General features: G+C 66.2%; 14 protein-coding genes. 12 read left to right on the forward strand and 2 right to left on the reverse strand.

Annotation, left to right across the window (positions count from 1 at the left end; genetic code table 11):
- Positions 1-936 (forward strand): glucose/galactose MFS transporter (gluP, locus tag V6R86_RS00005; protein ID WP_338501021.1); only part of this gene is annotated, 936 nt, incomplete at its 5' end.
- 20 nt (positions 937-956) lie between these two features.
- Here the strand turns inward: gluP and V6R86_RS00010 are convergent.
- A complete protein-coding gene (locus tag V6R86_RS00010) occupies positions 957-1,982 on the reverse strand; it encodes a LacI family DNA-binding transcriptional regulator (protein WP_338501022.1) in 1,026 nt (341 codons plus the stop codon).
- Positions 1,983-2,130: 148 nt separating this feature from the next.
- On the opposite strand from V6R86_RS00010, the gene V6R86_RS00015 reads away from it, so the two are divergent.
- From V6R86_RS00015 to eda, 11 genes are all read left to right on the forward strand, one after another.
- Complete coding sequence (locus tag V6R86_RS00015; RefSeq protein WP_338501023.1) at positions 2,131-4,899, forward strand: TonB-dependent receptor; 2,769 nt, start codon at positions 2,131-2,133, stop codon at positions 4,897-4,899.
- 63 nt (positions 4,900-4,962) lie between these two features.
- Positions 4,963-6,465 (forward strand): tryptophan halogenase family protein, encoded by a 1,503-nt coding sequence (locus V6R86_RS00020; RefSeq protein WP_338501024.1) that lies wholly within the window; start codon positions 4,963-4,965, stop codon positions 6,463-6,465.
- Positions 6,462-8,276 (forward strand): alpha-amylase family glycosyl hydrolase, encoded by a 1,815-nt coding sequence (locus tag V6R86_RS00025; protein WP_338501025.1) that lies wholly within the window; start codon positions 6,462-6,464, stop codon positions 8,274-8,276. The genes V6R86_RS00020 and V6R86_RS00025 overlap by 4 nt, the downstream gene beginning before the upstream one ends.
- Positions 8,251-9,870 carry an alpha-amylase family glycosyl hydrolase gene (locus tag V6R86_RS00030; RefSeq protein WP_338501026.1) on the forward strand — a complete coding sequence of 540 codons (1,620 nt, stop codon included), beginning with the start codon at positions 8,251-8,253 and terminating at the stop codon, positions 9,868-9,870. The genes V6R86_RS00025 and V6R86_RS00030 overlap by 26 nt, the downstream gene beginning before the upstream one ends.
- Before the next feature lie 3 nt (positions 9,871-9,873).
- Positions 9,874-11,904, forward strand: coding sequence for a glycoside hydrolase family 97 protein (locus V6R86_RS00035; protein WP_338501027.1), 2,031 nt, complete (start codon positions 9,874-9,876; stop codon positions 11,902-11,904).
- Positions 11,901-12,809 (forward strand): alpha/beta hydrolase, encoded by a 909-nt coding sequence (locus tag V6R86_RS00040; protein WP_338501028.1) that lies wholly within the window; start codon positions 11,901-11,903, stop codon positions 12,807-12,809. Before V6R86_RS00035 ends, V6R86_RS00040 begins: the two co-directional genes overlap by 4 nt.
- A complete protein-coding gene (locus V6R86_RS00045; RefSeq protein WP_338501029.1) occupies positions 12,752-14,305 on the forward strand; it encodes a tryptophan halogenase family protein in 1,554 nt (517 codons plus the stop codon). Before V6R86_RS00040 ends, V6R86_RS00045 begins: the two co-directional genes overlap by 58 nt.
- Positions 14,305-15,747, forward strand: coding sequence for a glucose-6-phosphate dehydrogenase (gene zwf, locus V6R86_RS00050; RefSeq protein ID WP_338501030.1), 1,443 nt, complete (start codon positions 14,305-14,307; stop codon positions 15,745-15,747). Before V6R86_RS00045 ends, zwf begins: the two co-directional genes overlap by 1 nt.
- A complete protein-coding gene (gene edd, locus V6R86_RS00055; RefSeq protein ID WP_338501032.1) occupies positions 15,740-17,554 on the forward strand; it encodes a phosphogluconate dehydratase in 1,815 nt (604 codons plus the stop codon). The genes zwf and edd overlap by 8 nt, the downstream gene beginning before the upstream one ends.
- Positions 17,554-18,525, forward strand: a complete 972-nt coding sequence (locus V6R86_RS00060; protein WP_338501034.1) for a glucokinase — start codon at positions 17,554-17,556, stop codon at positions 18,523-18,525. Before edd ends, V6R86_RS00060 begins: the two co-directional genes overlap by 1 nt.
- Entirely contained in the window at positions 18,522-19,130 is a 609-nt protein-coding gene (gene eda, locus V6R86_RS00065; protein ID WP_338501036.1) for a bifunctional 4-hydroxy-2-oxoglutarate aldolase/2-dehydro-3-deoxy-phosphogluconate aldolase, read from the forward strand. The genes V6R86_RS00060 and eda overlap by 4 nt, the downstream gene beginning before the upstream one ends.
- Here the strand turns inward: eda and V6R86_RS00070 are convergent.
- Positions 19,119-20,378 carry a cation:proton antiporter gene (locus tag V6R86_RS00070; RefSeq protein WP_338501038.1) on the reverse strand — a complete coding sequence of 420 codons (1,260 nt, stop codon included), beginning with the start codon at positions 20,376-20,378 and terminating at the stop codon, positions 19,119-19,121. The two genes, eda and V6R86_RS00070, sit on opposite strands and share 12 nt — an antisense overlap.
- Positions 20,379-20,452 lie beyond the last annotated feature (74 nt).

A 20,452-nucleotide genomic window follows, 5' to 3' on the forward strand; every position in this document is an offset into this window, starting at 1 on the left:
GCCCTGTTCGTGCTCGCGAGCGGCGTAGTGGTGGTGCAGGTCGTCGCCAATCCGCTGATCAGCCTGCTCGGACCGGCGAAAACGGTGCACAGCCGCCTGACCTTTGCGCAGGCGTTCAACAGCCTTGGCACCACAGTGTTTCCGATCGTCGGCTCGGCGCTGATCCTCGGCGGGCTGGCGGGTGTCAGCGCGTCGGACTTCACCGGGGCTGAGCTCGAAGCCTATCGCACCGCCGAAACGCAGGCGATCAGCAACACCTACATCGGCCTTGCCGTGGCGCTGCTGGTGATCGCGGGCGCGGTGTTCCTGTTCCGCAATCGGTTGCCGGGTGAGCAGCATGAGCGCAGTTCGCCGCTGGCCGGTTTCTCGCTGCTCAGCCGCAAGCGGTTCGGCCTCGGCGCGCTGTGCATCTTCCTTTATGTCGGCGCCGAGGTGTCGATCGGCAGCCTGATCGTCAATTACCTCCAGCAGAGCCATGTGCTCGGTCTCAGCGAACGCGCCGCCGGGGACATGATCTTCCTCTACTGGGGCGGGGCGATGATCGGCCGCTTCATCGGTAGCTGGTTCCTGAGGGTGATGAGCCCGGGGCTGATCCTGGCCACCGTCGCGGCGGGCGCGATCGCGCTGCTGGCGATCTCGACTCACAGCACCGGCCAGGTCGCGGCCTACAGTCTGCTCGGGATCGGCCTGATGAACTCGATCATGTTCCCGACCATCTTCAGCCTCGCCTGCGAGAAGCTGGGCGCGCGGGCGGCAGATGGGTCGGGGATCATCAACATCGCGATCTTCGGCGGGGCGGTGATCCCGCTGCTGACGGGCATGCTGGCCGATGCCAGCGGCAGTCTGGCGATCGCGCTGATCCTGCCGGCGCTCTGCTACGCCGTAATTGCTGGATACGGCTTTTACGCGCGCAGGCCGGCGTCAGACCTCGCCTGAGCCGCCGCTTGCCGGGGGCGTCAGACCGACGTTGAACCACGGACCTTGAGGCGCACGGGAAGCAGCCGCGGCTCGCTCTCCCGGCCCTCGATCCGCTCGATCAGCGCTTCCACCAGCGCGGCGCCCGCGGCGCGGGCATCCTGTGCGACGGTGGTAAGCGGCGGGCTTGCGAGCTGCGCTGCCGCAAGATCGTCGAAGCCGACGATCGCGACGTCGTCGGGCACGCGCTTGCCGCGTTCGCCGAGCGCTTTCATCGCGCCGATCGCGGCGAGGTCGGAGGCGGCGAACAGGGCGTCATAGTCGATCCCGCGCCGCTCCAGTTCGGCGACCGCGGCGCGGCCTTCCTCCTCGCTCGGCCCGGCGTCGATGCGCAGGCGGTCGAACGCCGGGAGGCTCGCTTCGTCGTGGGCGCGCACGTAGCCGCGATAGCGGTCGAGAAACTCGGGATAGGCTTCGCTGACCGTACCGACGAAGCCGATCCGGCGGCGGCCGAGGCCGAGGAGGTGCCGCGTCGCTTCGAGCCCGCCGTCCTCGTTGTCGGAGCCGATCATCGCACCGAATTCATTGGCGCGCGGATTGCCCCAGCAGACGAAATGCGTGCCGCGCCGGACCAGGGCTTCAAGCCGCGGGCGATATTGGAGATAATCGCCGTAGCCGAGCAGGATGATCCCGTCGGCCTTGCGGCTGTCTTCGTAATCGACGTGCCAGTCGTCGCTCAATTGCTGAAAGCTGATCAACAGGTCGTAGCCATGCCCGGCGCAGGCGCGGACCATCGATCCAACCATCGACAGGTAGAAGGGATTGATCAGGGTTTCGTCGGGGGTCGGGTCTTCGAAAAACAGCAGTGCGAGCGTGCGGCTCTGCTGACGGCGAAGCCCCGAGGCATTCTTGTCGACCTTGTAGTGAAGCTGTTCGGCGGCGGCGAGAACCCGCGCCCGAGTCTCGGCCGACACCGCGGGATTTCCGGACAGCGCGCGGCTGACGGTCGGTTGCGACACACCCGCCAAAGCGGCGATATCGAAGGAGGTCGGGCGCCGCTGCGTCATTGGAGCCACAGTGTAACGTGCTGAATACGTATGTATAGCGCGGCGGCGATCTAGTCACCTCCGAGCCATCGTTGATAGGTTTGACCCATTGATGACGAGGTGCGCGCTGGTTCGCCGTGCCCGATCGTCGAGGAGGGGTACGACCACGATGACTTTCCACGCAAATTTCGGCCGTTTTAGCCTTGCCGCGAGCCCGCTGGCGCTGTGCGCCGCGCTGATCGCCACACCGGCCGCCGCCCAGACCACGCAGCCCGAAGACGCGCCGCCGGCGACCACCGAAGAAAATGCCAATGACGCGGCCTCGCCCGCGCCGACCGAGGGCGACGAGATCGTCGTCACCGGCTTCCGCCGCAGCCTCGAAAGCGCGGTTCGGACCAAGAAGAGCCAGGAACAGATCGTCGAATCGGTCACCGCCGAAGACATCGGCAAGCTGCCCGACAACAGCATCGGCGAATCGATCGCCCGCCTGCCCGGTATTGCGTCGCAGCGGACCAGCGGCCGCGCCAACGTCATCGCCATTCGCGGTTTCGGCCCCGACTTCTCGCAGACCTTGCTGAACGGCCGCGAGCAGACCTCGACCAACGACAACCGCGGGGTCGAATTCGACCAGTATCCGTCCGAAGTCGTCAGCCAGGTCGTCGTCTACAAGTCGCCGAATGCCTCGCTGGTGGGTCAGGGCCTGGTCGGCACCGTCGACATCCGCACCGTCCGCCCGCTCGACTACGGGCGTCGCACGGTCGCGATCGGGCTACGCGGCAGTTATGCCGACCTTGGCAAGCTCAATGCCGGATCGGAAGACAAGGGCTATCGCCTGAGCGGCACTTTTATCGATCAGTTCGCCGACGGCCGCATCGGCGTCGCGGTGTCGGCGTCCTATGTCGACGAGCCGTACCAGGTGCAGGAATTCAATGCCTGGGGCTATGCCACCGGCACTCTGCCCGGCAGCACCGAGCAGCTGGGCCTGATCGGCGGCTCCAAGTCCTACGTCACCTCGACGCAGCTGAAGCGCTTCGGGATCAACGGCACCATCCAGGCCAAGATCACCCCCAACCTCGTGCTGACCGCCGACGGTTTCTACAGCAACTTCAAGGACGACCAGATCAAGCGCGGTATCGAGTTGCCGCTTGGTTTCGGCGCCTTTGGCACCACCTTCAATCCTGCCACCTTCCGGGGCGAAAACGGCACGGTGGTGTCGGGCACGTTCAACAACGTGCAGGGTGTCGTCCGCAACGACGTGTTCGCCAAGAAGGCCGATCTTTATTCGGGCGGCCTCAACCTCGCCTGGAACGGCGACAATGGCTGGAAGGCGTTCGCCGACGCCAGCTATTCGCGCACCGATCGCGAAGAGCTGAGCATCGAAAGCTATTCGGGCACCGGCTTCGGCGAAGCGCTTGGCGCCACCGACACGATCAGCTTCGTCACCGGGCCGACCGGCACGGTGTTCAAGCCGACGCTCAACTACAGCGACACCAATCTCATCCGTCTGACCGACCCGCTCGGTTGGGGCGGCGGTCCGACCACCCCGCAGGCCGGTTATTACAACAACCGCATCCTCGAGGATGAACTGGTCCAGCTGCGCGGCGAGCTCGAGCGCGAGATCGGTGGGTTCATCGACGGCATCAAGGTCGGCGTGAACTACACCGACCGCACCAAGTCGCTGACCCCGGACGAATATCTCGTCCGGCTGCCGAACGGCGCGCTGGAAGCGCCGATCCCGAGCAACCTGCTGCTGTCGCCGACCAACCTCAGCTACCTCGGCCTCGGCCCGGTGGTCAGCTACGATCCGCGCGCGCTGATCAACGCCGGCAACCTCATTCTGGTCACCAATCCGTCGAACGACATTCCGGCCAAGGCCTACAATGTCTTTGAAAAGGTCTGGACCGGCTATGCGCAGGCCAACATCAAGGGCACGCTCGGCAACAGCGAGCTGACCGGCAACATCGGCGCGCAGCTGATCCATACCGATCAGAGTTCGACCGGCATCGCCTTCCTCAACGGCACGCGGGTCAACGTCTCGCTGGGCGACAAATATTGGATGGTCCTGCCGAGCCTGAACCTCAACCTGCGCTTCCCGACCGATTTCGTGGTCCGGTTCGCGGCGGCGCGCGAAATGCAGCGGCCGCGGCTCGACCAGCTGCGTTCCGCGATCGGATACGGGATCAACACCACCGACCGTCCGCAGCCCTTCATCTCGGGCGGTGGCGGCAATCCGCGGCTGCGCCCGTATCGGGCGACCGCGGTCGACCTCAACTTCGAGAAATATTTCGCCAACACCGGCTATGTCGCCCTTCAGCTGTTCTGGAAGGACATCGACCGGTACGTGTCGGACGGCCGTAACGAGAACTTCGACTACACCGGCTTCCCGCTTCCGGTCGGGGTGACGCCGCCGAGCCTGATCGGCCGCCTCGACTCGCCCGTGAACACCGACGGCGGCAAGCTGTATGGTGCCGAAGTGGCGGCGACGCTGCCGCTCAGCGTCTTCAGCAGCTACCTCGACGGCTTCGGCCTGACCGGCGGCGTGGGCTACACCAAGACAAAGGTTCGCGATTTCAGCGGCGCTCGGTCGCAGATCCCGGGCTATTCGAAGTGGGTCGCCAACGGCACCGCCTTCTTCGAGAAGTGGGGCTTCAACGCCCGCGGTAGCGTCCGCTACCGGTCGAGCTTCCTTGGCGACTTCACCGGCTTCGGCGGGTCGCCGACGCGGCGCATCGCGCTTGCCGAGACGATATACGACGCGCAGGTCGGCTACGACTTCAAGGAAGGCTCGCGGCTCAACGGCCTGTCGGTCTATCTCCAGGGCCAGAACCTGACCGACGAGCGCTTTGCCTCGGTCAATGGCAATGAAAATCCGACCCAGATCATCGATTACCAGATCTACGGTCGGCGTTTCCTTGCCGGACTGACCTTCAAGTTCTGAGCCGATGATGAACTTTGAACAGCGGCCGACCCTTCTCGGCCGCTGTTCAGGGAGTGAAATGGCATGAGGATCGTCATCGTCGGTGGAGGGTCGGCCGGCTGGATGACCGCCGCGGCGCTGAGCCGGTTCCTGATGCCGGGCGCCGACATCACCCTGATCGAATCCGACGAGATCGGCACGGTCGGGGTCGGCGAAGCAACCATTCCCGCCATCCGCATCTTCAACGATGCGCTCGGCATCGACGAAGCCGAATTCGTCGCGGCGACCGGCGCCAGCTTCAAGCTCGGCATCGAGTTTCGTGACTGGGGCCGCGAGGGCGAACGCTACCACCACGCGTTCGGGCTGGTCGGACGAAGCCTCGGGCTACTGCCGTTCCACCATTATTGGTGCCGCGCCGACGCGCTCGGCCTCGCCAAACCGCTGGGCCATTATGTGCTGAACAAGGTGGCGGCCGAGGCCAATCGCTTTGCCCATGTCACCCGGGCCGAGGGCAGCGCGCTTCCGCCCCTGCCCTATGCCTATCATTTCGATGCCGGGCTCTACGCCGCCTTTCTTCGACGTTTCGCCGAAGCGCGCGGGGTAATCCGGATCGAAGGCAAGCTGCAAGGCGCCGAGCGCCAGCCCGAGACGGGCGATATCGCGGCCGTGCGTTTCGGTGACGGGCGGCGGGTCGAAGGCGACCTGTTCATCGATTGTTCGGGCTTTCGCGGCTTCCTGATCGAAGGCGAGCTTGGCGCCGGCTACGACGACTGGTCGCACTGGCTGCCCTGCGACCGCGCGATCGCGGTGCCGTCCGCCCGCATTGAGCCGCTGGTGCCCTACACGCGGGCGACCGCGCGCACCGCGGGCTGGCAATGGCGCATCCCGCTGCAGCATCGCACCGGCAACGGCCATGTGTTCTGCTCCGCCTTCACCAGCGAGGACGAGGCCGCGGCGCTGCTGCTCGCCAACCTCGACGGCGAACAACTCGCCGAGCCGCGCACGCTGCGCTTCACCACCGGCAGGCGGCGCCGCGCCTTTGTCGGGAACGTGATCGCGATCGGACTTTCGTCAGGCTTCATCGAACCGCTTGAATCGACCAGCATCCACCTCATTCAGACGGGCGTGGATCGCATCCTCGACCTGCTCCCGGGCGGGCCGATCAGCGACGCGGTGCGTGACGAATATAACCGCCGCTTCGATTTCGAGATGGAGCGGCTGCGCGACTTCATCGTGCTGCATTATCATGCCAACCAGCGCGAAGGCCTGCCCTTCTGGGATCGGGTCCGGACCATGCCGATCCCCGACAGCCTTGCCCGGCGCATCGCCCTGTTCGAGGACAGCGGCGCCATTCTTCGTGATGGCGACGAATTGTTCGACGTGCCCGGCTGGTCGCAGGTCATGATCGGCCAGAATGTGCGCCCGCGCCGCGCCCATCCGATTGCCGCGCAATTGTCGGAAGCGCAGCTGGGGCAGTTCCTCGGCTCGCTCGAGCATGCTTATGCGGTCGACGCGGGACGGCTTCCCGACCACGCCGCTTTTCTTGGCAACTTCGCCCCCATGATCAACAATGGTGCCCGCCCATGACGCTTGCCCTGTTTCTGTCGCTTGCCGCGGCCCAGCCCGCCGCAACGGTCGCCGCGCCCGCCGCTCCAACCGCCGCCGACTTCCGCGCGCGTTTGCCGGAAGACGAGGTGATCTATTTCCTGTTGCCCGACCGGTTCGATAACGGCGACACCAGGAACGATCGCGGCGGGCTGAAGGGCGGGCCGCTGGAGACCGGGTTCGACCCGGCGCGCAAGGGCTTTTATCACGGCGGGGACTTGAAGGGCCTGGTCCGCCGGCTCGACTACCTGCAGGGCATGGGCGTCACCGCCATCTGGTTCGCGCCGATCTTCAAGAACAAGCCGGTGCAGGGCGGCAAGGGCCAGGAGAGCGCGGGTTATCACGGTTATTGGGTGACCGACTTCACCCGCGTCGATCCGCATTTCGGCGAGAATGGCGACTTCAAGGCCTTTGTCGACGCGGCGCACACGCGCGGCATGAAGGTCTACATGGACATCATCACCAACCACACGGCCGACGTTATCAAGTTCGCCGAATGCGAGGCGGCGAATGCCTGCCCGTATCGCTCGATCGCCGATTATCCCTATCAGCGCCGCGGCGGCATTGGGGGCAAAGCGATCAATCCGGGCTTCCTCGGCGAAAGGGTGCCCACGGCGGAGAATTTCGCCAGGCTGACCGATCCCAATTACGCTTACACGCTGAACACCGATGCCAAGGAGCGGAACGTCAAGGTTCCGGCGTGGCTCAACGATCCCCTGCTCTATCATAATCGCGGCGACAGCACGTTCACGGGCGAAAGCTCGACCCAGGGCGATTTCGTCGGGCTGGACGATCTGATGACCGAGAATCCGCGGGTCGTGCAGGGCATGATCGAGGTTTATGGCAGCTGGATCGACCGGTTCGGGATCGACGGCTTCCGCATCGACACCGCGCGGCACGTGAACCCGGAATTCTGGCAGCAGTTCGCGCCGGCGATGCTGGCGCGGGCCAAAGCCAAGGGTATTCCCAACTTCCACATCTTCGGCGAAGTCGCGAACGACGATTTTTCGCCCGGTTTCCTGGCCAAGCACACGGTCGAGGACAAGCTTCCCGCCGTGCTCGACTTCGCCTTCAAGCAGGCCGCGCTGCGCAGCCTGGCGAGCGGGCAGCCGACCGAGATCTGGCGCGAATTCCTCAATCAGGACGTGCTCTATGCCGGCGGCAAGGCGACCGCGAAGCAGCTTCCGACCTTCCTCGGCAACCACGACCAGGGGCGGTTCGCTTATTATGTGCGCGAGGGGAACAAGAACGCTTCGCCGGAGGAACTGCTCGAGCGGGTGAAGCTCGGCCATGTGCTGATGTTCACCTGGCGCGGGGTGCCGACGGTTTATTACGGCGACGAGCAGGGCTTCGTCGGCGACGGCAATGACCAGGATGCGCGCGAGACGATGTTCCCGTCGAAGACCGCGGTCTATCTCGACAACACATTGCTCGGCACCACGCGCACCAATGCGGTGGCGAATTTCGAGACTGGGCACCCGCTCTATCGCCTGATCGCCGAGCTGGCGAAGATCCGCACCGGCAGCGAGGCGCTGCGCCGCGGCGACACGCGCCTGCTCGCGGCTGAGGACAAGGCCGGGCTGCTGGCCTTCAGCCGCTCAGCGTCTTCGGAAGAAGTGATCGTCGCGGTCAATACTTCCTCGCAGCCGATCACCCGCAATGTCGCGATTGCCGCCGACATCAGCGGGCTTGCCTCATTGTCGGGTCCCTGCCCCGCCGCCCCGGTCGCGCCGGGCACTGTCCGCATCACTTTGCCAGCGTTCGGCCATGTCATCTGCCGCGCCGCTCGCTGACCCGCCCGTGAGCAGGGCGCCGGCCGCCGCCGAGCCCTGGTGGCGCGGCGCGACCATTTATCAAATCTATCCGCGCAGCTTTTGCGACAGCGACGGCGACGGGGTGGGCGATTTGCAGGGCATCACCGCGCGGCTGAGCCATGTCGCGGACCTCGGTGTCGATGCGGTGTGGGTGTCGCCCTTCTTCACCTCGCCGATGAAGGACTTCGGTTACGACGTCGCCGATTATCGCGATGTCGATCCGATCTTCGGCACGCTGGCCGATTTCGACGCGCTGATCGCCCGCGCCCATGCGCTTGGCCTCAAGGTGCTGATCGATCTCGTCTTCTCGCACACCAGCGACCAGCATCCCTGGTTCGTCGAAAGCCGGTCGAGCCGCGGCAACGACAAGGCCGAATGGTATGTCTGGGCCGATCCCAAACCCGACGGTTCGCCGCCGAGCAACTGGCAGTCGGTGTTCGGTGGTCCGAGCTGGACCTGGGACGCGCGGCGCGAGCAATATTATCATCATAACTTCCTGAAGGAGCAGCCGCAGCTCAACGGGCACCATCCGGCGGTGCAGCAGGCGCTGCTCGACATCGTGCGCTTCTGGCTCGACCGCGGGGTCGACGGCTTCCGCTTCGATGCGGTGAATTTCATGATGCACGATCCGGCGCTGACCGATAATCCGCCGGTCGCGAACCCGACGCAGCGGACCCGGCCGTTCGACTTCCAACATCATCTCCACAATCAGTCGCAGCCCGAGATCCTGCCGTTTCTCGAGCGGTTGCGGGCGCTGTGCGACAGCCACGGCGCGGCGTTCGCGCTGGCCGAAGTCGGCGGCGAACAGGCGCAGGCGGAGATGGCGGATTATACGGCGCCCGGCCGGCTCCACAGTGCCTATGGCTTCGACTTTCTTTATGCCGACCGGCTGACCCCGGCGCTGGTCGCGGAGAGCGCCGGGCGCTGGCCGGACCGCGAGGGCATCGGCTGGCCAAGCTGGGCGTTCGAGAACCACGACGCGCCGCGCGCGCTGTCGCGCTGGGTCGACGAGCACCATGCCGCGCAATTCGCCCGGACCAAGATGCTGCTGCTGGCGGCGCTGCGCGGGTCGATCATCCTGTATCAGGGCGAAGAGCTTGGCCTGACGCAGGTCGAAGTGCCGTTCGAGTTGCTGCAGGACCCCGAAGCGATCGCCAACTGGCCGCAGACGCTGAGCCGCGACGGGGTGCGGACGCCGATGCCGTGGACCCGCAGCGGCGAGGGTCACGGCTTCACCGACGGATCGCCGTGGCTGCCGTTCGGCCCCGACCACGCCGCGCTGAGCGTCGATGCGCAGGTGGCGGACCCGCGCTCGCTGCTGCATTTCACTCGCGCGGTGATTGCGCTGCGCAATGCGCACGAAGCACTGCGCTGGGGCTCGCTCGAGGTGATCGAAGCAAGCGAGCAATTGCTGGTGTTCGAGCGGGCACGCGGCGGTGCGCGCCTTCGCTGCACCTTCAACCTGTCGGCGACGCGGGCGTCCTTTGCCCCGGCCGGCACCACCATCTTCTCCACCGGCGAGCAGGCCGGCGGCGACCTCGGGCCTTATGCGGCCCTGATCGAGGAACTCTGACCCATGCGTACCTTTCTTGCCCTTGCCGCCTTGTCGCTTTCCGCGCCGGTTCTCGCGCAAACCACGGTGGCGACCGCCACCTCGCCGTCAGGCACGCTGACGCTGACGGTCACCACCAATGGCGAGGGCCGGGTCGGCTATGCCGTGGCGCGGGGGGCGACGCCGGTGATCGGCGAAAGCCATCTCGGCTTTCTGTTCAGCGACAGCCGCCAGATGCTCCGCAACATGGAGCTAAAGGCTAAGACCGAGGCCAAGGTCGATCAGACCTGGGAGCAGCCGTGGGGCGAATGGCGGCAGGTCCGCGATCATCACAACGAAGTCGCGCTAACCTTTCAGGAGCGCGACAAGCTGCGCCGTACCATGCGGGTGCGGTTCCGGGTGTTCGATGACGCGGTCGCCTTCCGCTACGAGCTGCCGGAGCAGGAAAACCTCAAGACCGCCAACATCGTCGAGGAACTGACCCAGTTCCGGGTGCTCGGGACTGGGCGGGCGTGGTGGGCGCCGGCCTATGAAAGCAACCGCGAGGAATATCTCTACAACAACACGCCGATCACCGGCGTCGGCACCGCGCAGACCCCGTTCACCATCCGCCGCGACGACGGCATCCACGTCGCGATCCACGAAGCGGCGCTGGTCGATTATTCGGGCATGAATGTCGCGCATGTGGCTGACGGGCTGATGAAAGCCGACCTGACGCCCTCGTCGAGCGGGCCGAAGGTCGTGCGCGACACGCCGTTCGAGACACCGTGGCGGGTGATCCTGATCGCCGGCGATGCGCCGTCGCTGTATCACGCCAACAAGGAAATCCTGAACTTGAACGAGCCCAACAAGCTGGGCGACGTCAGTTGGGTGAAGCCGCAGAAATATGTCGGCGTGTGGTGGGGCATGCACCTCGACACGCAGACCTGGGCGTCGGGGCCCAAGCATGGGGCGACGACCGCCTACACCAGGAAGATGATCGATTTCGCGGCCAAGAACGGCTTTCGCGGGGTGCTGGTCGAAGGCTGGAACAAGGGCTGGGACGGCGACTGGTTCGCGACCGGCGATGATTTTAGCTTCACCGAGCCGTATCCCGATTACGACATCAAGAGCCTCGCCGCCTACGGCAAGCGCAAGGGCGTACGGATCATCGGGCATCACGAGACCAGCGCCAACATCGCCAATTACGAGCGGCAGCTGGAACCGGCGCTGGACCTTGCGCAGACCATGAACATGGAAGCGATCAAGACCGGCTATGTCGCGGACGCGGGCGGGGTGCAGGCACTCGATGCCAACGGTCGCAAGGTGTTCGAATGGCATGAAGGCCAGGTCATGAGCCGCCATCACCTGAAGGTCGTGACCGAGGCCGCCAAGCGCCGGATCGCGATCAATCCGCACGAACCGATCAAGGATACCGGTCTTCGCCGCACCTATCCCAACTGGGTCAGCCGCGAAGGCCAGCGGGGGATGGAATATAACGCCTGGGCCGAGCCCAAGAACCCGCCGCATTACGATACCGAACTGGTCTTCACGCGCTTGCTGGCTGGGCCGATGGATTTCACGCCCGGCATCCTCAGCCTCAAAGGGCGCGGCGACACGGCGATCCCGTCGACGCTGGCCCGGCAGCTCGCTTATTACGTGACGGTCGCCTCGCCGATTCAGATGGCCGCCGATCTGCCCGAAAATTACGAGGCCAATCCCGGGCCCTTCCAGTTCATCAAGGACGTGGCGGTCGATTGGGACGACACCCGGATGCTGGCCGGGGACGTCGGTGACTATGCCGTCTTCGCCCGCAAGGAGCGGGGCAAGCCGACCTGGTTCATGGGCGGCATCACCGACGAGGAAGGCCGCGATCTCGACCTTCCGCTGAGCTTCCTCGATGCGGGCGCCCGCTACCGCGCGGAAATCTATCGCGACGGCGAAGGCGCGGACTTCCGCACCAATCCGCGCGCGATCGCGATCGAGAAGCGCAATGTCACCGCTTCCGACTCGATGAAACTTCGCATGGCACCGGGTGGCGGGTTCGCGATCCGTTTCGTAAGACTGGGGCGATGACCCGCTTTCTCCTCGCGCTTGTCGCGCTTTTCGCCGCCCTCGCTGCCCCCGCCACCGCGCAGGGGCGCTTCGTCGAGTTCGACCAGCCGGCCGATATCGGCCAGGTCCACGTCACCGTCTGGTTGCCGCCCGGCTATGACAAGGACACCAAGCGGCGTTACCCGGTTCTGTACATGCATGACGGGCAAAATGTGTTCTTCCCCAAGCGTTCGAACTTCAACAAGGTGTGGGCCGCGGACAAGGCGGCCCTCACGCTGATCAACGCCCGCAAGGTCGCGCCGTTCATGATCGTCGCGGTCGATCACCCCGGTCCCTCGCGCTTCCTGCGCTATTTCCCGACCCGGGTGGTGAGCGCCCCGCTGCGGCAGGGCACCGAAGGCTTCGCCAAGGGCAAGCTTGGCGGCGACGAATATCTGAGCTTCCTCGGCGACACGCTGAAGCCCGTCATCGATGCGCGCTACCGCACCCGCCCGCAACCCCGCTACACCGCGGTCGCGGGAAGCAGCATGGGCGGGCTGATCAGCCTTTACGCGCTGACCGAGCGGGCCGACATCTTCGGCAAGGCGGCGGCGGTGTCGACGCATTCGCCGCTGATCGATCCCGACCTCCTGGCCAAGCAGCCGATGATGGCGGCGGGGGTCAAGGCCGACTGGAAGCGCTACCTTTCGACCCGCCTCGGCACGCCGCAGGGCCGCAAGCTGTGGATGGACCATGGCACCGAAACGCTGGATGCGTCCTACGCCCCGTATCAGGCGGTGCTGGATCAGGGTGTGGCCGACGCGGGCTGGGTCCGCGGCAAGGATTTCGAAAGCCGCGTCTACAAGGGCACCGCGCATGAGGAAAATGCGTGGGCCGCGCGGCTACCCGAGATGCTCGGCTGGCTGCTGGCGGACTGGAGGCGGTGACCGGACGGCCGCCCCCCGCTTCGATCATCATTCTGGGCGGCGGCACCGCGGGCTGGATGGCCGCCAACCTGCTTCAGAAACGCTGGGGCGCGGCGGGCACCATCGTCACGCTGATCGAGAGCAAGGACATCGGCATCATCGGAGTCGGCGAAGGGTCGACGCCGCAACTGAAGGCTTTTTTCGACGAACTCGGCATTGCCGAGGCCGAGTGGATGCCGCGCTGCAACGCGACCTACAAGGCGGGCATCGAGTTCGAGGGCTGGTCGGATCGCGCCGGGTTCGAACGCTATTTCCACCCCTTCGCCACGGCGGTCGATCCGTTCACCGAGCGGACCTTCTTTGCTGCCAACGCGCTTCGCCGCCGCGGCACCGACGTCGCCGCGCATCCCGATCCCTTTTACCTCGCCACCCGGATCGCGCGTGACGGGCGCGCTCCCCTCGCCCCCGCGAACTTCCCGTTCGACATCGGCTACGGCTATCATTTCGACGCCTATCTGGTCGGCGCGACCTTGCGGGAGTTCGCGGTCGGAAAGGGCGTGCGGCATGAAACAGCGACCATCGCCGACGTGGTGCTGAACGAGGCTGGCGATATCGATCACCTCGTCGCCGACGACGGACGGACCTTCGCCGCCGATATGTTTCTCGATGCCAGCGGCTTTCGGGCCAGCCTGATCGAAGGGGCGCTGAAGGAACCGCACCGCAGTTTCGGCGACAATCTGTTCAACGACAGCGCCGTGGTGACCCCAACACCCGTTCCCGCGTCGGGGGTGCGGGCCATGACGACGGCGACCGCCGCCAGCGCAGGGTGGATCTGGCACATTCCGCTGACCAATCGGGTCGGCAACGGCTATGTCTATTCCTCGCGCTACCTCGACCGCGAGGCCGCCGCCGCCGAGCTGCGCCGTCATTGCGGGTTGCCCGACGACGCCGAGGTTCGCCATTTGTCGATGAAATGCGGCCGGGTCGAACGCAGCTGGGTCCGCAATTGCCTCGCCATCGGCCTCGCCCAAGGCTTTCTCGAACCGCTCGAGGCCACCGCCCTTCACATCGTGCTGGCCACCGTCGACGGCTTCACCAAGGCCTATGAGCAAGACGACCGCGACGGCTTCAATGCCACCATCGCCCGGCGCTATGAAGGCATTCGCGACTATATCGTCTGCCATTACCGGGCCGCCCAACGCCGCGACACGCCTTATTGGCGCGATGTCACCGGGCATGACCGTATCAGTGACAGCCTGAAAAGCATCCTGACCGCCTGGTTCACCGGCACCGACCTCGAACAGGAGGTGCACGAGCAGGGCATCGCTGCTTATTATGCGCCCATGTCCTGGAACGTCATGCTTGCCGGTTACGGCAATTTCCCATCGCGCGTCGCCCCGATCGCCGACTGTCCGATCGACTTGGCCGAGGTCGAGCGCTTCGTCGGCGGCTGCGCGCTCAATTTCCCGACGCATGCCGAGGCGCTGTCGCGCCTTGCCGCTGCCAAGGCTGCCTGATGAATCATAAAGCCACCACTCTGATCCTCTTCGGCGCGACCGGCGATCTTGCCGCGCGGATGCTGCTTCCCTCGCTCTACGGGCTGCACCGCGACGGATTGCTTCCGCAAGCGCTCAAGATCGTCGCCACCTCGCGGTCGGCGCACGACGATGCGGACTTTCGCGAGCATGCGCGCGCGGCGCTCGTCGCGCATGTGCCCGAGGCTTATTTCGAAGCCGACAGCGCGGCGAGCTTTCTCCAGCGGATAAGCTACGTCACGCTCGATGCGACCGACGCGGCGGGGTTTCAGCGGCTGGCCGACGCGGTAGAGGGCAGCGGCGAAATTGCGATCTTCCTGTCCACCGCTCCCTCGCTGTTCAAGCCGACCATCGACAATCTGGAAGCCGTCGGCCTCGCCGGGCCGCATGTCCGCCTCGCGCTCGAAAAGCCGCTCGGTTCCGACCTTCAGTCGAGCTGCGCAATCAACGACGCGGTGGCCAAGGCTTTCCCCGAAGAGCGGACCTTCCGGATCGATCATTATCTCGGCAAGGAAACCGTCCAGAACCTCCTTGCGCTGCGCTTCGCCAACCTATTGTTCGAGCCGGTGTGGAGCAGCGCGCATATCGACCACGTCCAGATCACGGTGGCGGAAACGGTCGGGCTGGAGGGCCGGGCGGATTATTACGACGGCGCCGGCGCGCTGCGCGACATGGTGCAGAACCATATGCTCCAGCTCCTCGCGCTGGTCGCGATGGAGCCGCCCGCGAGCTTCGACGCGACCGCGGTGCGCGATGAAAAGGTCAAGGTCCTGCGCTCGCTCCGCCCGATGCGGGCCGAGGACAGTGTGATCGGCCAGTTCACGGCGGGTGCGGTCGGCGGCAAGCCGGTTCCGGCCTATGCGGAGGAACTGGAGCGTCCGAGCGACATCGAGACGTTTGTCGCCCTGAAGGCTCATGTCGACAATTGGCGGTGGGCGGGCGTGCCGTTCTACCTGCGCACCGGCAAACGCCTGCCGCAGCGGCGGACCGAGATCGCGATCCAGTTTCGCGATCTGCCCCACTCGATGTTCGCGTCGGGCGGGGCCAAGGCGGCGCCCAACCGGCTGATCATCGCCATTCAGCCAGAGGAAAACATCACGCTCGAACTGATGGCCAAGCGGCCGGGGCTCGACCGCGGGGGCATCCGCCTGCGCGAAGTGGAGCTCGACATCGATCAGGCCGACGCCTTTGCCGACGTGCGGCGGCGGATCGCCTATGAGCGGCTGCTGCTTGATCTGATCGAGGGCGATCCCACCTTGTTCGTGCGTCGCGACGAGGTGGAAGCGCAGTGGCAGTGGGTCGATCAGATCCGCGCTGCCTGGGGTGAGGCCGGCGCCACGCCCCGTCCCTATGCCGCCGGCAATTGGGGTCCGTCCGCGGCGATCGCGCTGATCGAGCGCGACGGGAGAAGCTGGAATGACTAAGCTCGATCCGCGCATCGCGGCGGTCACCGATCGCATCATCGAGCGCTCCAAGCCGGGGCGGAAGCGTTATCTCGACCTCATGGCTCAGCAGGCCGAGCGCGGCATTTCGCGCAGCCGGATGAGCTGCGGCAATTTCGCGCATGGTTTTGCCGCGGCGGAGGGCGACAAGGACGCGATCCGCGCGGCGGCGGGACCGAACATCGGTATCGTCACCAGCTACAACGACATGCTATCGGCGCATCAGCCGTACGCCCGCTTCCCCGAGCAGATGAAGATCTATGCCCGCGAGGTCGGCGCTACCGCGCAGGTCGCGGGCGGGGTGCCGGCGATGTGCGATGGCGTGACTCAGGGGCAGGACGGGATGGACCTGTCGCTGTTCAGCCGCGACGTCATCGCGATGAGCACGGCGGTGGCGCTGAGCCACGGCATGTTCGACGGCGCGGCGCTGCTCGGTATATGCGACAAGATCGTGCCCGGCCTGCTGATCGGCGCGCTGCGTTTCGGTCACCTGCCGATGCTGCTGGTGCCGGGTGGACCGATGCCGTCGGGCCTTCCGAACAAGGAAAAGCAGCGTATCCGCCAGCTTTATGCCGAGGGCAAGGTCGGGCGCGACGAGCTGCTGGCGTCCGAAAGCGCGAGCTATCACAGCCCCGGCACCTGCACCTTCTATGGCACCGCCAACAGCAATCAGATGATGATGGAGCTGATGGGACTGCACGTTCCTAACAGCGCCTTTACCCAGCCGGGGACGGGCCTGCGCCAGGCGCTGACCCGCGCGGCGGTGCACCGGGTGGTCGAATTGGCAAGCGCCAAGGAGCGGCCGCTGGCGGCTTGTGTCGACGAACGGGCGATCGTGAATGCGATGATCGGACTGATGGCGACGGGGGGCTCGACCAACCATGCGATCCACCTCCCCGCCATCGCGCGGGCGGCGGGCATTCATATCGACTGGCAGGATTTCGACGATTTGTCGGCCGCCGTACCGCTGCTGGCGCGGGTCTATCCCAATGGCTCGGGCGACGTGAACGACTTCCATTATGCCGGCGGCATCGCGTTCGTGGCGAAGGAATTGGGCGCGGCGGGACTGCTGCATACCGACATTCTTGCCGCTGGAGCGGACGATTTCGCGGCGTGGACCTCGCATCCCGAGCTGGAGGGCGACGCGCTGATCTGGCGCGAGGTGACCGAGAGCCGCAACGACACGATGCTCCGGCCGGTCGCCGAGCCCTTCCTCGCCGATGGCGGCATGCGGCTGGTCAAGGGCAATCTCGGCCGCGCGACGCTCAAGACCAGTGCGGTCGATCCGTCGCGCTGGACAATCGAAGCCCCGGCCCGTGTTTTCTCCGATCAGAACGAGGTGCTGAAAGCGTTCCAGGCGGGCGAACTCGACCGCGACGTGGTAGTGGTGGTCCGCTTCCAGGGTCCGCGCGCCAACGGGATGCCGGAGTTGCACAAGCTGACCCCGCCGCTCGGGGTGCTGCAGGATCGCGGTTTCCGGGTGGCTTTGGTCACGGACGGGCGGATGAGTGGCGCGAGCGGCAAGGTGCCCGCCGCGATCCACGTGTCGCCCGAGGCGCTGGGCGGCGGGCCGCTCAGCCGCCTGCGCGACGGCGACCTGGTGCGGGTGTGCGCCAACGAGGGCCTGCTCGAAGCGCTGGATGTCGATCTTGCCGCGCGCGAACCTGCCTCCCCGCCCCCGCCGCCGGTCGGCACCGGGCGTGAGTTGTTCGCGCTGATGCGCCACACCGCCGACGATGCCGAGCGCGGCGCATCGGCAATGCTGCACGCGATGGACGAGGACGCTTGATGACCCGCCGCATCGTTTCCGCCGATATCGGCGGGACCCACGCCCGCTTCGCGCTTGCGACCATCGATGGCGACAAGGTCGTCGCAATGGACGATCCGGTCACCTTGAAGACCGCCGATCACGGCAGCTTTCAGCTCGCCTGGGAAGAGTTCGCGCGCCGCTCGGACGAGCCGCTGCCCCCGGCGCTGGCGATCAGTTTTGCGGGGCCGGTCGGCGGGGAATTGCTGAAGCTCACCAACAATCCGTGGGTGATCCGCCCCGCGCTGATCCCGGAAAAGCTCGGCGTTACCGATTATGTCGTGGTGAACGATTTCGGCGCGGTCGCCTCGGCCGTCGCTGCGTTCGATGAGAGCGCCTACACCCACCTTTGCGGTCCCGACCAGCCGCTGCCGGCGACCGGCATGGTCACCATTCTCGGCCCCGGCACCGGGCTCGGCGTCGCCGGGTTGCTGCTCGGGCCGAACGGGGCTCAAGTGATCGAGACCGAAGGCGGTCATATCGACTTCGCGCCGCTGGACGCGCTTGAAGACCGCATCCTTGCCGAGCTTCGCAAGAGCTTTCGCCGCGTGTCGGTCGAGCGCATTCTGTCGGGGCGCGGGCTTATGAACCTTTACGAAGCGCTGGCCAGCCTCGAGAACCGGCCCACCACCATTCGCGACGAAAAGGAATTGTGGGGCGCGGCCATGGCGGGGAGCGACAGCCTGGCGGCGGCAGCGCTCGACCGCTTCTGCCTGACGCTCGGCGCGGTCGCCGGCGACCTCGCGCTGGCACAGGGCGCGGCGGCGGTGGCGATCGGCGGGGGGCTCGGCTTCCGTCTCAAGGATCATCTTCCCCGCTCGGGCTTCCGCGACCGGTTCATCGCCAAGGGGCGGTTCGAGCGGCGCATGGACGCGCTGCCGGTCAAGCTCATCACCCATCCGCAGCCGGGCCTGTTCGGCGCCGCCGCGGCCTTTGCGAGGCGTTTTTCATGACCATCGACGAGCTGATGCAAACCGCGCCGGTCATTCCCGTGCTGGTGCTCGACGGCGAGCATGATCCGGTGGCGCTGGCCGAGACCCTCGTCGAAGCCGGTCTGCCGGTGCTGGAAGTCACGCTGCGCACTCCGCAGGCAATGGAAGCGATCCGGGCGATGGCGCGGGTGCCGGGTGCGATCGTGGGGGCCGGCACGGTGCTGAACGAACGGCAATTGCGCGAGGTCGAAGGCGCCGGCGCGCGCTTCATTGTCGCGCCGGGTTTGACCGAAAGCCTGACCCGCGCCGCGATGGCGAGCGATATGGTCTATCTGCCCGGCGTCGCAACTGCGGGCGACATCATGCGCGGGCTCGACCTTGGCCTCACCCGCTTCAAATTCTTCCCGGCCGAAGCGTCGGGCGGCCTGCCCGCCATTCGCGCGCTGGCGGCGCCGTTCGGGCAGGTGCGTTTCTGCCCGACCGGAGGAATCACCGAGACCACCGCGCCCGATTATCTCGCCGAATCCGCGGTCGCGTGCATCGGCGGTAGCTGGATGGTGAAAAAGGGCATGAGCCTGGCCGACATCGGCACGGCCGCGGCCCGGGCCGCGGCGCTACCCCGGTAAGGCGCCAAGCTCGCCCCGGGCGCGCGCCTTGCGGCCGTAGACGGCCTCGAACAGGGGCGAGGCCATCAGGGTCGTCACCACCGCCATCAGCACCATGATCGAAAAGAATTCGGGGCCGATGATGCCTTTTTGCAGGCCGATGTTGAGGATGATCAGCTCCATCAGCCCGCGCGCGTTCATCAGCGCGCCGATGCCGAGCGCGGTGTCATTGTCCTGACCGGTCAGCCGCGCCGCCGCCCAGCAGGCGCCGAACTTGGCGAAGATCGATGCGGCCAGCAGCACGGCGGCGACACCCAGCAGCGCGGGATCGGCAAGCAAGTCGAGCTTGGTATTGAGCCCGCTGAAGGTGAAGAACATCGGCAGCAGCAGGACCACGGTGATCGGCTCGAGCTTTTGGCGCAGCTCGGCGGCGAGGCGGCCGCGAGGCATGGCGATGCCGAGAAGAAACCCGCCGAACACCGCATGCATCCCCGCCCAGTCCATCAGAAAGGCCGAACCGAGAAAGGCCATCAGCACGATCGCGAGAAGGCCCTGATCGACGCCTCCGCGCTCGGCCCGCTCACCCAGGGGGCGCAGCAGGCGTCGGCCGGGTCCCAGCACCAGCACGGCGAAGCCGACGGCACCGGCGATCGCTTTCACCGCGACCCCGCTGTCGCCGCTAAAGGTCGCGAGCACGATCGCCAGCACGATCCACGCCGCCGCGTCGTCGATCGCGCCGGCCGATAGCGACAGCGAACCGAGCGGCGAGCGTGACAGGCCGCGCTCGTGAATGATGCGGGCCAGCATCGGAAAGGCGGTGATGGCGATGCACGCGCCAAGGAAAAGAGTCGCCTGAAAGGTGCCGAGATCGGGCGAAAACAGCTCCATGCTCATCAGCCACGGTGCCAGCAGCGCGGCGAGCAGGAACGGCACCGCCATCCCCGACAGCGATACCGCGCCGGCGCTTTTGGCGTTGCTGCGAAAGTGCGCGCGGTCGAAGCCGAGGCCGACCAGGAACATGTAGAGCCCGACGCCGAGCTGCGCGCCGACGAACAGGATGCCGCGTGCCTCGACCGGAAACACCGCCCCCTGCAGGTCCGGAAGCAGGAGCCCGAACAGCGAGGGACCGAGCACCACCCCAGCGATCATTTCGCCCACCACCTGCGGCTGGCCGAGGAAGCGCCGGCACAGCCAGCCGACCCCGCGCGCGGCGGCGACGATCAGGCATAACTGCCCGAAAAAGACGATGCTCAGTTCCGCTGGCGACATGTGGCGGCCCTACCCCCTTGAGCGGTTGGCCTAGCCGGAGCGACGGAATGTGGAAAGCCGGCCCTTGAGCCCGC

The sequence above is a fragment of the Sphingomonas kaistensis genome, assembly GCF_036884275.1.
Taxonomy (GTDB): Bacteria; Pseudomonadota; Alphaproteobacteria; order Sphingomonadales; family Sphingomonadaceae; genus Sphingomicrobium; species Sphingomicrobium kaistense_A.

What these genes read in the sequence shown, in the direction of transcription:
- V6R86_RS00010 (WP_338501022.1), bottom strand. Translation starts at nt 1,982, where the DNA reads ATGACGCAGCGGCGCCCGACCTCCTTCGATATCGCCGCTTTGGCGGGT.
- V6R86_RS00015 (WP_338501023.1), top strand. Translation starts at nt 2,131, where the DNA reads ATGACTTTCCACGCAAATTTCGGCCGTTTTAGCCTTGCCGCGAGCCCG.
- V6R86_RS00020 (WP_338501024.1), top strand. Translation starts at nt 4,963, where the DNA reads ATGAGGATCGTCATCGTCGGTGGAGGGTCGGCCGGCTGGATGACCGCC.
- V6R86_RS00025 (WP_338501025.1), top strand. Translation starts at nt 6,462, where the DNA reads ATGACGCTTGCCCTGTTTCTGTCGCTTGCCGCGGCCCAGCCCGCCGCA.
- V6R86_RS00030 (WP_338501026.1), top strand. Translation starts at nt 8,251, where the DNA reads ATGTCATCTGCCGCGCCGCTCGCTGACCCGCCCGTGAGCAGGGCGCCG.
- V6R86_RS00035 (WP_338501027.1), top strand. Translation starts at nt 9,874, where the DNA reads ATGCGTACCTTTCTTGCCCTTGCCGCCTTGTCGCTTTCCGCGCCGGTT.
- V6R86_RS00040 (WP_338501028.1), top strand. Translation starts at nt 11,901, where the DNA reads ATGACCCGCTTTCTCCTCGCGCTTGTCGCGCTTTTCGCCGCCCTCGCT.
- zwf (WP_338501030.1), top strand. Translation starts at nt 14,305, where the DNA reads ATGAATCATAAAGCCACCACTCTGATCCTCTTCGGCGCGACCGGCGAT.
- edd (WP_338501032.1), top strand. Translation starts at nt 15,740, where the DNA reads ATGACTAAGCTCGATCCGCGCATCGCGGCGGTCACCGATCGCATCATC.
- V6R86_RS00060 (WP_338501034.1), top strand. Translation starts at nt 17,554, where the DNA reads ATGACCCGCCGCATCGTTTCCGCCGATATCGGCGGGACCCACGCCCGC.
- eda (WP_338501036.1), top strand. Translation starts at nt 18,522, where the DNA reads ATGACCATCGACGAGCTGATGCAAACCGCGCCGGTCATTCCCGTGCTG.
- V6R86_RS00070 (WP_338501038.1), bottom strand. Translation starts at nt 20,378, where the DNA reads ATGTCGCCAGCGGAACTGAGCATCGTCTTTTTCGGGCAGTTATGCCTG.